Raw genomic sequence first — 12377 nt, 5'->3', positions numbered from 1 at the left:
CAGCAAGGAAGAGATGACTACCCAGGCTTCCGCGCCGCCCGCCACCAAGTCGCAGGCGCTCCGCTCGTACGACGTCGCCGACTTCCCGGCCCTCACCGGCCTCGAGGAGGAGTGGCGTTTCACCCCGCTCAAGCGGCTCCGCGGCCTGGCCACGGCGGACACCTCCGCCGCCACCGGCCGGGGCGTCACCGTCGAGCACGGTGACCTGCCCGCCGGGGTGTCGCTGCGGTTCGTCGAACCGACCGATCCCGGCGCCACGTCGGTGCTGCTGCCGTTCGACCGGATCAGCGCGCTGGCCCACGGCGGGGCGGCGCGGGTCGCGGTGGTCGAGGTGGCGTCCGAGGCGGTCGTGTCCGAGCCGGTGGTCGTCCGGCTGCTGGGCGCGTTCCCCGAGGAGCTCTCCTTCGCCCGGACCCAGGTCCAGGTGGGTCGGTTCGCGGAGGCCACGGTCGTGTTCTCCCAAGAGGGCTCGGCCACGCTCGCCGACAACGTCGAGGTGACGGTCGCCGACGGAGCCAAGCTGACCCTGGTCACTGTCGCCGACTGGGCCGCCGACGCGGTCCAGGCCCAGCACCTCAAGATCAGGCTGGGTCGGGACGCTCGGGTGGTGCACGTCCAGGTCACCCTGGGCGGCGACCTGGTCCGGCAGTACACCTCGGTGGAGTACGGCGACCGCGGCGGCGAGGCCGAGCTGTACGGCCTCTACTTCGCCGACTCGGGCCAGCACCTGGAGCACCGCCAGCTGGTCGACCACACCGTGCCGGACTGCCGCAGCTACGTCGGCTACCGCGGCGCCCTGCAGGGCGACAGCGCGCACACCGTCTGGGTCGGTGACGTGCTGATCCGGGCCGAGGCGACCGGCACCGACACGTACGAGATCAACCGGAACCTGCTGCTCACCGACGGGGCGCGGGCGGACTCCGTACCGAACCTGGAGATCGAGACGGGCGAGATCGCCGGTGCCGGCCACGCGAGCGCGACCGGACGCTTCGACGACGAGCAGCTCTTCTACCTGATGGCCCGGGGCATCCCGGAGGCCGAGGCCCGCCGTCTGGTGGTGCGCGGCTTCTTCGCCGAGCTGATCAACAAGATCCCGGTCGAGGAGCTGCGCGAGCGGCTCGGCGACGCGATCGAGGCCCGCCTGACCAAGGCCGGCGCCTGATGATCAGGATCTGCGCCGTCGAGGACGTGCCGAAGGGCACCGCGATCAGCGCCGACGTCGACGGCACCCAGCTCGCGATCGTGCACGGCGAGGACGACAACTTCTACGCCGTGTACGACGAGTGCTCGCACGCCGCCGTGGCGCTCTCCGAGGGCGAGGTCGACGGTTGCACGCTGGAATGCTGGCTGCACGGATCCCGTTTCGACCTGCGTACCGGTGAGCCCACCGGGCTGCCCGCGACCGAACCCGTTCCCGTCTATCCCGTCGAAGTCCGCGACGGCGACATCTACGTCAGCCTGACGCCGAGCAATGGAGTGACCCGATAATGAGCACCCTGGAGATCCGCGACCTGAAGGTGTCGGTCAAGCTGCCCGAGGGTGAGCTCAAGCCGATCCTGCACGGTGTCGACCTCACCGTGAAGTCGGGCGAGACCCACGCGATCATGGGCCCGAACGGCTCCGGCAAGTCCACCCTGGCGTACTCGATCGCCGGCCACCCCAAGTACGAGATCACCAGCGGCTCGGTGACCCTCGACGGCGAGGACGTGTTGGCCATGTCCGTCGACGAGCGGGCCCGCGCCGGCCTCTTCCTGGCCATGCAGTACCCGGTCGAGGTGCCCGGCGTCTCCGTCGCCAACTTCCTGCGTACCGCCAAGACCGCCATCGACGGCGAGGCGCCGAAGCTGCGCACCTGGGCCGGCGAGCTGCGCGGCGCCATGGAGAAGCTCCAGATGGACCCGGCGTTCGCCCAGCGCAACGTCAACGAGGGCTTCTCCGGCGGTGAGAAGAAGCGGCACGAGATCGTGCAGCTGGAGCTGCTCAAGCCGAAGATGGCCATCCTCGACGAGACCGACTCCGGCCTCGACGTGGACGCGCTGCGCGTGGTCAGCGAGGGCGTGAACCGGGTCCGCGACACCGGCGACACCGGCCTGCTGCTGATCACCCACTACACCCGGATCCTGCGCTACATCAAGCCGGACTTCGTGCACGTCTTCGTCGCCGGCCGCATCGTCGAGCAGGGCGGCCCGGAGCTGGCCGACAAGCTCGAGGAAGAGGGCTACGAGCGGTACGTCGCCGGGGCCGGTTCGGCGCGGGCCTGACCTAGGACAAGGGGCCGCGGAGATGACCACCATCGCCATCCCTGAGGGGATGCCGCAGTACGACGACGTGCCGCGTTTCGACGTGGCCACGGTGCGCGCCGACTTCCCGATCCTCGACCGGGAGATCAACGGGCACCGGCTGGTCTATCTCGACAGCGCCAACACCTCGCACAAGCCGCGACAGGTGCTCGACGTGCTCGCCGAGCACTACGCGCGGCACAACGCCAACGTGTCGCGCTCGGTGCACACCCTGGGCACCGAGGCGACCGAGGCGTACGAGGGAGCCCGGGCGAAGGTCGCCGCGTTCATCAACGCGCCGAGCGTGGACGAGGTGGTGTTCACCAAGAACTCCACCGAGGCGATCAACCTCGTGGCGTACGCGTTCTCCAACGCCTCGCTGCGACCCGACGCGGACCCGCGGTTCCGGCTCGGCCCGGGCGACGAGATCGTGATCTCCGAGATGGAGCACCACTCGAACATCGTCCCGTGGCAGCTCCTCGCGGAGCGGACCGGTGCGGCCCTGCGCTGGTTCCCGGTCACCGAGCAGGGCCGGCTGGACGAGTCCGGGCTGGCGGACCTGGTCACCGAGCGGACGAAGATCGTCTCGCTGGTGCACATGTCCAACATCCTGGGCACGGTCAACGCCACCGCGCGGATCACCCAGCGGGTCCGCGAGGTGGGCGCGCTGCTGCTGCTCGACTGCTCGCAGTCGGTGCCGCACATGCCGATGGACGTGGTCGACTACGACGCCGACTTCGTCGTGTTCACCGGGCACAAGATGTGCGGCCCCACCGGCATCGGGGTGCTCTGGGGCCGGTCGGAGCTGCTGGCGGCGATGCCGCCGGTGTTCGGCGGCGGCTCGATGATCGAGACGGTGACGATGGCGCGGTCGACGTTCGCCGCCCCGCCGGCCCGGTTCGAGGCGGGCACCCCGCCGATCGCCGAGGCCGTGGCGCTCGGCGCGGCGGTGGACTACCTGAGCGGGATCGGGATGCGCGCGATCCAGTGGCACGAGAAGGAGCTGACGGCGTACGCGCTGGACGCCCTCGCCACCGTGCCGGGGCTGCGCGTCTTCGGCCCGAACGTGCCGGTGGGCCGGGGCGGGACGATCTCCTTCGCGCTGGGCGACGTGCACCCGCACGACGTCGGGCAGGTGCTCGACTCGCTCGGCGTGCAGGTCCGGGTAGGGCACCACTGCGCGAAGCCGGTGTGCACCCGGTTCGGCGTACCGGCCATGACGCGGGCGTCGTTCTACCTGTACACCACCACGGAGGAGATCGACGCGCTGGTGGCCGGTCTCGAGCAGGTGCGGAAGGTGTTCGACTGATGCAGCTCGACCAGCTCTACCAGGAGATCATCCTGGACCACTACAAGCACCCGCACGGCCGTGGCCTGCGGGACGCGGCGGACGCGGAGACCCGGGTCGGCGAGGCGCACCACGTCAACCCGACCTGCGGCGACGAGATCACCGTGCGGGTGGCCACCGACGGCAAGGTGTTCACCGACATCTCGTACGACGGGATGGGCTGCTCGATCAGTCAGGCCTCGGCCAGCGTGCTGCACGAGCTGCTGCGCGGCCGGGCCGCGGACGACGCCGCCGTGGTGCACGAGGCGTTCGTGGAGTTGATGTCCGGGCGTGGCCAGGTCACGCCCGACGAGGAAGTGCTCGGAGACGGGGTGGCGTTCGCGGGTGTCGCGCGCTACCCGGCCCGGGTGAAGTGCGCGCTGCTGTCGTGGATGGCGTTCAAGGACGCCGCGGCACGCGCCGGAGTGGGCGTGAGCCCGACGGAGGTGAAGGCATGAGCAGCGAGGACACCACCACGCCGGAGGCCGGCGCCGTGGCGACCGACGGCGCGGCGACGCCGGCCACCGGCGGGGTCGCTCCGGCCGGCAAGGCCGCGATCGGCGACATCGAGGAGGCGATGAAGGACGTCGTCGACCCCGAGCTGGGCATCAACGTGGTCGACCTGGGGCTGGTGTACGGCGTCCACGTCGATGACGAGAACGTCGCGACCCTGGACATGACGCTCACCTCGGCGGCCTGCCCGCTGACCGACGTGATCGAGGACCAGGCCCGGCAGGCGCTGACCACCGGCCCGGGCGGCGGGCTGGTCAACGACATCCGGATCAACTGGGTGTGGCTGCCGCCGTGGGGTCCCGACAAGATCACCGACGAGGGCCGCGACCAGCTCCGCTCCCTCGGCTTCAACGTCTGAGCTCGATCTCGGCTGCGGCCGGCCCGGCGAAAGCCGTGGCCGGCCGCTGCGTGTTTGGGCGGTGGGCCACTCCCTGCGACGTCCCTGTGCGGCGCTGATCCTGACCGTTCGTCATCCGATCGTCGCCGTAGGTGGCCCCTGCCGCCCTCGATCGGAGCTCCTCGGCAGCGGAACGGGCCGACGATGCGCTGAAAGTTGACATTGCGGATGGCGCGACCTCCGCCCGTCGTAACTTCGTGGCAGATGCGCAGCCGCGCGGAGCACCCATTCGCCGTCGGACGGGGACGATCTCCCCGGGCAGGCAGGCGGGGCGATCACCGTCCGGCCACGCCGACTCCCAGCCCGAAGGAGACCCATGCTCAGACGGACTCTGGCCATCGCGCTGGCCGTGCCGGTCGCCGCTGTTCTCGCCCCCGGCTCGCCGGCGAACGCCGCACCTCCGGCAACTCCCCTCTCCGGTGCCATCTTCACCAGCGACGCCACCGGGGTACCGGTCAACCTCAACATCTACGCTGACAAGCGGGACGTCTACCTCAACGGTGGCCCGGGCATCAACGCGCCCGACGACGCGGCGGGACTGCCCGCCGGCACCTACTCGTTCCAGGTCACCGACCCGTCCGGCAAGACACTGCTCTCCACTGACGGTGTGGCATGTCGGCAGTTCACCGTCGACAGCTCGGGCGTGATTCGGGACGTCGTCCCCGGCGGCGGGTGCGCACACGCGACGGGCATCGACGGCGAGGATCTCGGAGTGACGGTCCAGCTCTACCCGTACGACAACACACCGAACAACGGTGGCGTGTACAAGGTGTGGGTCAGCCCGACGGAGCTGCTGGACTGCGGCGCCCCGGGCAACAAGCACTGCTTCGTCCCGCGCCATAGCAAGACCGACAACTTCAAGGTCCGCACGGATCGGATCGTGGAGATCGACACCCGCTTCGTGAAGCCGGGCGTGGCCGAGCCGGTCGACGGGCTTGCGGCGACGTGGGTCGACACGAACGGCGCCTCCAACGTCAAGTACTCGGAGTACAACCCGGGCATGCTGGCGTTCCACGAGGCCCACGTCGAGGCGGCCGAACAGGGTCAGCACCAGATCGTCGTCAGGGACCAGCCCGGTTGCCCGGTTGCTTCCGCACACGCGGACGGGCAGACGTACCTCCCGGTGAACGGGTCGGTGACCGTGCCGGTGTCGGTGAAGAGCCACCAGGCCGGAGACGTCACCTATTTCGTCGACGTGCACTGCGCCGGCTGACGCACGATAGGACAGGTGGGGCCGCGGCGGCGCTTCGGCCCCACCACACCGCCCGGCGGTCGTCTGCTCGCAAATTCGCTCGCCCTGGTCGGTCGACAAGGGCAGAATCGCCGCCGTGAACGCACGGACCCGTACCCATGCCTCTGTCGCGGCGGCCATGCCTGGCCGGCGACAGCAGGCGGCGCGTGGGTCCGTCGCGCTCTCCGGCCCGCCGGCATGACCGCCTCGTTCCTCGCCGGCCTGGTGGCCGGCTACGGCGTCGCCATCCCGGTCGGCGCGATCGCGGTCCTCATCCTCGGGCTCAGCGCCCGTACCTCGTTCCGGGTCGGCGCGGCCGCCGCGCTCGGGGTCGCCACCGCCGACGGCCTCTACGCGGCCGTCGCGGCGCTCGGCGGCGCGGCGGTGGCCGGCCGGCTCGCGCCGGTCGCCGGACCGTTGCGCTGGGTCGCCGCCGGAGTGCTGCTCGCCCTCGCCGCGCACGGGGCTTGGCGGGCCCTGCGCCCACCCGCGCCGGCCGGCCCCGCGCCGGTCCGGGGCGGGTTGGACAGCCCGGCCCGGGCGTTCGGCGCAATCCTCGCGCTGACCCTGCTCAACCCGGCGACCGTCGTCTATTTCGGAGCCCTCGTGCTGGGCCGGGGTGACGCCGCCGGGTCCGATACGCGGGCGGCGGTGCTCTTCACCCTCGGGGCCTTCCTCGCCTCGGCCAGTTGGCAGTTGGTGATCGCCGGCGGGGGCACGCTGATCGGTCGGGCCCTCACCGGCCGGCGCGGCCGCCGGGCCACCGCCCTGCTGTCCAGCGCCATCATCGCGGCGCTCGCCGTGGCCACACTGCTGCACCGCTGATCGTCACCCGTCCACGGTGGACGGACTTGGAGTCAGCGTCGCCGCACACCGCTCACAGGATGCCTTTCGGTCGGGCCGGAGCCGGTCGGTGGAAACCCTCTATTGCAAGAAGATCACGTCGGTGGGGAGGAGATCGATACCGTCGATGTGGGGATTCCGGAGTGTCATAGGTCAATGTCAGGCTGTCTGTGTGCAGCTTCGGTACAACCACCGTGTTTACCCGACGGCAAGTCAGCAGAAGGCGCTGGCGCGAGCGTTCGGGTGCGCCCGGGTTGCCGGCACCGCTGAGGTGACGCTGACCAGCGGCAACTTCACCCTGCACTGACCGGCGCGGGATGCGGGAGGGCCCTGTCCGGGTCCTCCCGCGTCCCGCCGCCCCGGTGCAACCGGCCCTGTCCGGTGTCGTACCGTCGTGCCATGAGCAGCCGACCCGCGGCCGGGGGCGGTCGGTGGGTCGAGGTCGACCCGACCCGCGTCGCTCGCTGGGTCGAGGGCTTCGCCGACCGGCACGGCCCGCCCACCACCACCGTCGAGGGGTACGGCCTGCTGCTCGCGGCTCCGGACGGCGCCACCGCCGAGCTGCGTACCCCGCCTGGCGCCCCGGCCAGCGCCGACGTACCCGGGTTCGTGGCCGCCGCCGGCGCGGCCCGCCGGCTCGGCCTGCTGTTGGCCCGCAAGGGCGCGGTGGCCGTCGGCGTCGCCGACGGGGCCGACCTGGTCGTCTCCAAGGTGGACACCCGCTACGTGCAGGGGCGCACCGCCGCGGGGGGCTGGTCGCAGCAGCGGTTCGCCCGGCGGCGGGACAATCAGGCGAAGGCGGCCCTGGGCGACGCGGTGGAGCTGGCCGTACGCCTGCTGCTGCCGGAGGCGGCGACGCTGGCCGCCCTGGTCTGTGGCGGTGACCGGCGGGCGGTGGACACCGTGCTGGTCGACCGGCGGCTGGCTCCGCTCGCCGCGCTGCGCGCGGACCGGCTGCTCGACGTGCCCGAGCCGCGCCACGCGGTGCTGGTTGCCGCGGTCGCCGCCGCCCGCGCGGTACGGATCCGGGTCCGCGACCCGGCACCCGAGCGGGCGAACTGACCTCAGTCGTGGCGGTGCTGCCGGTGCAGCGGCGACACCGTACGGGGCAGTTTCCCCGCAAAACACCTGATGCCGCGCGCCCGACGAACGGAGGATGAGCTGTGGAGTTTTTCGTGGACATGGTCACCACGGTGCCGGACGGCACGTCCGAGGACGAGGTCGCCGACATGCGCAAGCGCGAGGCGGCGCGGTCGGCTGAGCTGGCGGCGCAGGGTAGTCTCCTGCGGCTGTGGCGGCCTCCGCTGGCGCCGGGCGAGTGGCGTACCTGGGGACTTTTCCAGGCGGAAGATGTGGATGAGCTGGAGACGGTCCTCGCGTCGATGCCGCTGCGCGCGTGGCGACGCGAGTCGGTTACTCCGTTGACACCGCACCCCAACGACCCGGGTCAGCCGGCCCGATAACCGGAGGCCAGCATGACCAGCACCGAGGCTGAGATTCTGGGTAGCGTCCTCGACCGGTGGCGGTCCGCCGTCGACGCCCACGACCCCGATCGCGTCGCGTCGTACTTCACCGACGACGCGATCTTCCAGGGCCTGCACCCGTACACCGTCGGCCGCACCGGCGTCGCCGACTACTACGCCTCCCAGCCGATCGGCATGACCGCCGCGTACGAGATCCGTGAGACCCGGCGCCTCGCCGACGACCTCGTCCTCGGCTACCTGAGCGTCGACTTCACCTTCACCGACCGGCCGGTCGTGGCCGTTCACCTCGGCGTGCTCGTGCGCCGGATCGGCGAGACCTGGTTCATCAGCCACTACCAGGTGTCGCGGCTCGGATGACCCGAAGCCCCGCCGACCGAGGCCCCGTCCGAACCTCTCGGTTACGCGGCAGGACCCCGGCACCGGGTGTCCGTTTCGCCGGGGTCCTGGTCTGATCCGGTGCGACGTCAGAGGGTGCCGCCGAAGGTGTCGCAGGCCTTCGGGTCGCCGGTGGAGTATCCCTTGGTGAACCACTGCTTCCGCTGCTCGGAGGTGCCGTGGGTGAACTCGTCCGGGTTCACCGGCCGGCCGGCGCGCTTCTGGATCGCGTCGTCGCCGATCTTCTCGGCGGTGTCGATCGCCTGCTGGATGTCCTGCTCGGTGACGCTCTTGAAGATCTTCTGGCCCTGCTCGTCGGCGGTGCCGGTGGCGTTCTTGGCCCAGGCGCCGGCGTAGCAGTCGGCCTGCAGCTCCAGCTTCACCGACAGCGCGTTGGCGTTGTTGGGGTCGCGCTGCTGCTGGCGGCGCATCTGCGCCTCGGTGCCCAGCAGGTCCTGCACGTGGTGGCCGTACTCGTGGGCCAGCACGTACGGCTGGGCGAACTCGCCCTCTGCGCCGAGCTGGTCGGCGAGCAGCCGGTAGAAGGTGAGGTCGATGTAGACCAGGTCGTCGGCCGGGCAGTAGAACGGGCCGACCCCGGAGTCGGCCGCGCCGCAGCCGGTGTTCACGTTCTGGCTGAAGAAGACGGTCTTGGACGGCCGGTACTGCTCACCGAAGACCTCCGGCAGGGCGGTGCGCCAGTACGCCTGGATCGAGTTGACGTAGGCCGTGTTGCGGCAGTCCAGCTGCTCGAGCGCGTCCTGCGCCGAGCACTTCCGCTCCAGGGAGGTGTTGTCGCCCTGGTCGGAGCCGCCCCCGTTCATCGCGTTCAGCCCGAAGCCGCCGCCGATCAGGGCGACGAGGACGGCGATGATGATGCCCACGATGCCGCCCCGGCCGCCGCCGATCGGGATCGGGATGCCCATCCCGCCGCCTCCGCCGGACCCTCGCCGGTCATCCACCTGGCTGGTGTCGATCCGCGCGTTCTCGTTCAGCTCCATGTTGACCCCGATCACCGATTTGTCCGTCTGTGGTGGTTGCGGTACCGGACCGGGTCCGGACGGCCTGTTCGGTACCCGATGATCTTGCCGAGTAATCCGGCGGGGTCGCCAGGCGCCGCCCGGTACACTTGCCCCCGTGCTGCGCTGCGAAGGCTGAACGGCCCCGCGCCGACGGGAACTCATGACCCGCCGGCGCTTTCGCGTGCCCTGAGTCAGCCTTTCCGGACCCCGAGAGCGAGTACCTCACCATGATCACTGCCACCGGCATGGAACTGCGCGCCGGTTCCCGGATCCTGCTGTCCGACACCACCCTCCGGGTGCAGCCGGGTGACCGAATCGGCCTGGTCGGCCGCAACGGCGCCGGCAAGACCACCAGCCTCAAGGTGCTGGCGGGGGAGGGGCAGCCGTACGCCGGGCAGATCGACCGGCGCAGCGCGATCGGCTACCTGCCCCAGGACCCGCGCACCGGCGACCTGGAGGTCACCGGGCGGGACCGGGTGCTCTCGGCCCGCGGGCTGGACGTGCTGATGGCGCAGATGAAGGAGCTGGAGGCCAAGCTCGCCGAGGGCGCCGACGACGAAAAGCTGGTCCGCCGCTACGGCGCCCTGGAGGACCAGTTCGCCTCCCTCGGCGGCTATGCGGCCGAGGCCGAGGCGGCCCGGATCTGCGCCAACCTGGGCCTGCCCGACCGGGCCCTGGCGCAGACCATCGGCACCCTCTCCGGCGGCCAGCGCCGCCGCATCGAGCTGGCCCGGATCCTGTTCCGCGACGCCGGCGAGAACGGCGGCGGCATCCTGCTGCTCGACGAGCCGACCAACCACCTGGACGCCGACTCGATCACCTGGTTGCGCGGCTTCCTCGCCAACCACAAGGGCGGCCTGATCGTGATCTCCCACGACGCATCCCTGCTGGAGGCGGTGGTCAACAAGGTCTGGTTCCTGGACGCCACCCGTTCCGTGGTCGACATCTACAATCTGGGCTGGAAGGCGTACCTGGAGGCGCGGGAGACCGACGAGCGGCGGCGCCGCCGGGAGCGGGCCAACGCCGAGAAGAAGGCCGGCGCGCTGAAAGCCCAAGCGGACAAGATGCGGGCCAAGGCCACCAAGACCGTCGCCGCGCAGAACATGGCCCGCCGGGCCGAGAAGCTGCTGTCCGGCCTGGAGGACGTCCGGGTCGCCGACAAGGTGGCTAAGGTGCGCTTCCCCACCCCGGCGCCGTGCGGCAAGACCCCGCTCACCGCCTCGGGCCTGTCCAAGTCGTACGGGTCGCTGGAGATCTTCACCGACGTCAACGTCGCGGTGGACCGCGGCTCCCGGGTGGCCATCCTCGGCCTCAACGGCGCCGGCAAGACCACCCTGCTGCGGATGCTCGGCGGCCTGCTCGACCCGGACACCGGCGAGGTGCGCCCCGGCCATGGCCTGCGGCTCGGCTACTACGCCCAGGAGCACGAGACCCTGGACGTGGACCGGACGATTCTGGAGCACATGCGCAGCGCGGCGGCGGAGCAGACCGACACCGACCTGCGCAAGATCCTCGGCGCGTTCCTCTTCTCCGGCGAGGACGTGGACAAGCCGGCCGGGGTGCTCTCCGGCGGCGAGAAGACCCGGCTGGCCCTGGCCACCCTGGTCTGCTCGGGCGCGAACGTGCTGCTGCTGGACGAGCCGACGAACAACCTCGACCCGGTCAGCCGCGAGCAGGTGCTCGACGCCATCGCCCGGTACCCGGGCGCGATCGTGCTGGTCACCCACGACCCCGGCGCGGTGCTGGCGCTCAAGCCGGACCGCGCCATCCTGCTCCCCGACGGTGACGAGGACGCCTGGAGCGACGACCTCCTCGAACTCGTCGAACTCGCCTGAGCCCGGCGCCCCGTGGATCAGGCGAGCAGGTGGGCCAGGTGCGGGAGGACGCCGGAGGTGACCAGGATGGTCACGCCGATGGCGACGAAGACGGCCGGGACCAGCCAGTGGCCGGCGCGACCGACCAGGCCCACCACCCGGGGGTGACCGCCGAGCAGGGCGGCGACCGTGCACCAGACCGCCACCAGGGCGGCGAAGACCACCAGCCAGACCAGGCCGGCGGCGGGACCGAGGGAGCGGAACACCGGCACGTACACCGCGATGTTGTCGGCGCCGTTGGCGATGGTCACCCCGGCCACCCCGAGCAGGCTGCCGACCACGGCGGGCGGGTCGTCGTCGGAGCGGGTCAGCAGCGCGCGGACGCCCAGCGCGACGGGCAGCAGTCCGAGCAGCCCGGTCCACGGGTCGGGCACGATCAGCAGCCCGGCGGCCGCCACCACTGCGGCCGCGACCAGCGCGCCGATGCCCAGGTACTGGCCGGCGACGATGTCCCGGGGGCGGGGTCGGCCGGTGCCGCGCGCCGCCACGAAGAGCACCGTGAGCACGACGATGTCGTCGAGGTTGGTGGCGGCGAAGACAAGCGCGGCGCCGGCCGCCGCGGCAAGCAGGTCGGTCACCGGAGGCAGCGTACGGGGCGGCCGGCCGGTGCGCCCGCCATGATCCACCCGGCTGGCCCGGACTGGCCGGTCAGAAGGATCACTCTATCGGGAAGTCGACATTGCATAGCGTGTCGGTTGGCGAAGAGTTGATATCTGGCGCATGATCGTTCGAGACGGTCTAATAGGTGGGACCGTATCCGAACCGCACAGTCTGGGACGTGAGGAATCAGCATGGCAGCCACTGGCACAGCCACCAGCACTGAGAAGGGTCGCCGGATCGTCGGGGCCGAGCGTCAGACGCTCGCCAAGGACCTGGTAAAGCGGTACACCGCCGGTGAGAGCATTCGTTCGCTCGCGGCCTCGACCGGCCGTTCCTACGGGTTCATCCACCGGGTGCTCACCGAGTCCGGCGTGCAGCTGCGGCAGCGTGGCGGCGCCCGGCGCCGCAAGAAGGCGTGACCCGCCCCCCATC

The 12377-nt window shown here is 71.2% G+C and carries 16 protein-coding genes; 14 read left to right on the top strand and 2 right to left on the bottom strand.

Features of this window, described 5'->3' with window-relative positions; translation table 11 throughout:
* The first annotated feature begins 13 nt into the window (after positions 1-13).
* From sufD to ACFYOS_RS29835, 12 genes are all read left to right on the top strand, one after another.
* Positions 14-1162: a Fe-S cluster assembly protein SufD gene (gene sufD / locus ACFYOS_RS29890; RefSeq protein WP_387148672.1), complete on the top strand. Its 1149-nt coding sequence runs from the start codon at positions 14-16 to the stop codon at positions 1160-1162.
* On the top strand, positions 1162-1488 hold the full coding sequence (locus tag ACFYOS_RS29885; RefSeq protein WP_387148670.1) for a non-heme iron oxygenase ferredoxin subunit: 327 nt from the start codon (positions 1162-1164) through the stop codon (positions 1486-1488). The genes sufD and ACFYOS_RS29885 overlap by 1 nt, the downstream gene beginning before the upstream one ends.
* The gene (gene sufC / locus ACFYOS_RS29880) at positions 1488-2261 is read left to right on the top strand and encodes a Fe-S cluster assembly ATPase SufC (RefSeq protein ID WP_387148668.1); all 774 of its coding nucleotides are present in this window, start codon (positions 1488-1490) and stop codon (positions 2259-2261) included. Before ACFYOS_RS29885 ends, sufC begins: the two co-directional genes overlap by 1 nt.
* 22 nt (positions 2262-2283) lie before the next feature.
* Entirely contained in the window at positions 2284-3588 is a 1305-nt protein-coding gene (locus tag ACFYOS_RS29875) for a cysteine desulfurase (RefSeq protein ID WP_387148666.1), read from the top strand.
* Positions 3588-4064: a Fe-S cluster assembly sulfur transfer protein SufU gene (gene sufU / locus ACFYOS_RS29870; RefSeq protein ID WP_387148664.1), complete on the top strand. Its 477-nt coding sequence runs from the start codon at positions 3588-3590 to the stop codon at positions 4062-4064. The genes ACFYOS_RS29875 and sufU overlap by 1 nt, the downstream gene beginning before the upstream one ends.
* Positions 4061-4477, top strand: coding sequence for a metal-sulfur cluster assembly factor (locus tag ACFYOS_RS29865; RefSeq protein WP_387148662.1), 417 nt, complete (start codon positions 4061-4063; stop codon positions 4475-4477). Before sufU ends, ACFYOS_RS29865 begins: the two co-directional genes overlap by 4 nt.
* Before the next feature lie 355 nt (positions 4478-4832).
* A complete protein-coding gene (locus ACFYOS_RS29860; protein WP_387148660.1) occupies positions 4833-5729 on the top strand; it encodes a hypothetical protein in 897 nt (298 codons plus the stop codon).
* A gap of 216 nt (positions 5730-5945) precedes the next feature.
* Complete coding sequence (locus ACFYOS_RS29855) at positions 5946-6572, top strand: LysE family transporter (protein ID WP_387148658.1); 627 nt, start codon at positions 5946-5948, stop codon at positions 6570-6572.
* A gap of 190 nt (positions 6573-6762) precedes the next feature.
* Complete coding sequence (locus ACFYOS_RS29850) at positions 6763-6897, top strand: helix-turn-helix domain-containing protein (RefSeq protein ID WP_387148656.1); 135 nt, start codon at positions 6763-6765, stop codon at positions 6895-6897.
* Between the two features lie 92 nt (positions 6898-6989).
* Positions 6990-7652: an acVLRF1 family peptidyl-tRNA hydrolase gene (locus ACFYOS_RS29845; protein WP_387148654.1), complete on the top strand. Its 663-nt coding sequence runs from the start codon at positions 6990-6992 to the stop codon at positions 7650-7652.
* Positions 7653-7753: 101 nt separating this feature from the next.
* Entirely contained in the window at positions 7754-8053 is a 300-nt protein-coding gene (locus ACFYOS_RS29840) for a muconolactone Delta-isomerase family protein (protein WP_387148652.1), read from the top strand.
* 12 nt (positions 8054-8065) lie between these two features.
* Positions 8066-8431 carry a YybH family protein gene (locus ACFYOS_RS29835; RefSeq protein WP_387148650.1) on the top strand — a complete coding sequence of 122 codons (366 nt, stop codon included), beginning with the start codon at positions 8066-8068 and terminating at the stop codon, positions 8429-8431.
* A 107-nt stretch (positions 8432-8538) separates the two neighbouring features.
* Here the strand turns inward: ACFYOS_RS29835 and ACFYOS_RS29830 are convergent, their stop codons facing one another.
* Positions 8539-9450 (bottom strand): neutral zinc metallopeptidase, encoded by a 912-nt coding sequence (locus tag ACFYOS_RS29830; protein WP_387148720.1) that lies wholly within the window; start codon positions 9448-9450, stop codon positions 8539-8541.
* Between the two features lie 248 nt (positions 9451-9698).
* Between ACFYOS_RS29830 and ACFYOS_RS29825 the strand changes: the two genes are divergently transcribed.
* Positions 9699-11306, top strand: coding sequence for an ABC-F family ATP-binding cassette domain-containing protein (locus ACFYOS_RS29825; RefSeq protein WP_387148648.1), 1608 nt, complete (start codon positions 9699-9701; stop codon positions 11304-11306).
* 17 nt (positions 11307-11323) lie between these two features.
* Here ACFYOS_RS29825 and ACFYOS_RS29820 read toward each other — a convergent pair whose 3' ends face one another.
* Complete coding sequence (locus ACFYOS_RS29820) at positions 11324-11923, bottom strand: cadmium resistance transporter (protein WP_387148646.1); 600 nt, start codon at positions 11921-11923, stop codon at positions 11324-11326.
* Between the two features lie 213 nt (positions 11924-12136).
* On the opposite strand from ACFYOS_RS29820, the gene ACFYOS_RS29815 reads away from it, so the two are divergent.
* Positions 12137-12364, top strand: coding sequence for a helix-turn-helix domain-containing protein (locus ACFYOS_RS29815; protein WP_302763103.1), 228 nt, complete (start codon positions 12137-12139; stop codon positions 12362-12364).
* Positions 12365-12377: the final 13 nt, after the last annotated feature.

This window comes from Micromonospora sp. NPDC005806 (genome assembly GCF_042871425.1).
GTDB lineage: Bacteria > Actinomycetota > Actinomycetes > Mycobacteriales > Micromonosporaceae > Micromonospora.
Note: the sequence above shows the minus strand (reverse complement) of the source record. Positions and strands in the feature narration are given on the sequence as shown.

What these genes read in the sequence shown, in the direction of transcription:
- ACFYOS_RS29865 (WP_387148662.1), top strand. Translation starts at nt 4,061, where the DNA reads ATGAGCAGCGAGGACACCACCACGCCGGAGGCCGGCGCCGTGGCGACC.
- ACFYOS_RS29855 (WP_387148658.1), top strand. Translation starts at nt 5,946, where the DNA reads ATGACCGCCTCGTTCCTCGCCGGCCTGGTGGCCGGCTACGGCGTCGCC.
- ACFYOS_RS29860 (WP_387148660.1), top strand. Translation starts at nt 4,833, where the DNA reads ATGCTCAGACGGACTCTGGCCATCGCGCTGGCCGTGCCGGTCGCCGCT.
- ACFYOS_RS29845 (WP_387148654.1), top strand. Translation starts at nt 6,990, where the DNA reads ATGAGCAGCCGACCCGCGGCCGGGGGCGGTCGGTGGGTCGAGGTCGAC.
- ACFYOS_RS29835 (WP_387148650.1), top strand. Translation starts at nt 8,066, where the DNA reads ATGACCAGCACCGAGGCTGAGATTCTGGGTAGCGTCCTCGACCGGTGG.
- ACFYOS_RS29885 (WP_387148670.1), top strand. Translation starts at nt 1,162, where the DNA reads ATGATCAGGATCTGCGCCGTCGAGGACGTGCCGAAGGGCACCGCGATC.
- sufU (WP_387148664.1), top strand. Translation starts at nt 3,588, where the DNA reads ATGCAGCTCGACCAGCTCTACCAGGAGATCATCCTGGACCACTACAAG.
- sufC (WP_387148668.1), top strand. Translation starts at nt 1,488, where the DNA reads ATGAGCACCCTGGAGATCCGCGACCTGAAGGTGTCGGTCAAGCTGCCC.
- ACFYOS_RS29875 (WP_387148666.1), top strand. Translation starts at nt 2,284, where the DNA reads ATGACCACCATCGCCATCCCTGAGGGGATGCCGCAGTACGACGACGTG.
- ACFYOS_RS29830 (WP_387148720.1), bottom strand. Translation starts at nt 9,450, where the DNA reads ATGGAGCTGAACGAGAACGCGCGGATCGACACCAGCCAGGTGGATGAC.
- ACFYOS_RS29825 (WP_387148648.1), top strand. Translation starts at nt 9,699, where the DNA reads ATGATCACTGCCACCGGCATGGAACTGCGCGCCGGTTCCCGGATCCTG.
- ACFYOS_RS29815 (WP_302763103.1), top strand. Translation starts at nt 12,137, where the DNA reads ATGGCAGCCACTGGCACAGCCACCAGCACTGAGAAGGGTCGCCGGATC.
- sufD (WP_387148672.1), top strand. Translation starts at nt 14, where the DNA reads ATGACTACCCAGGCTTCCGCGCCGCCCGCCACCAAGTCGCAGGCGCTC.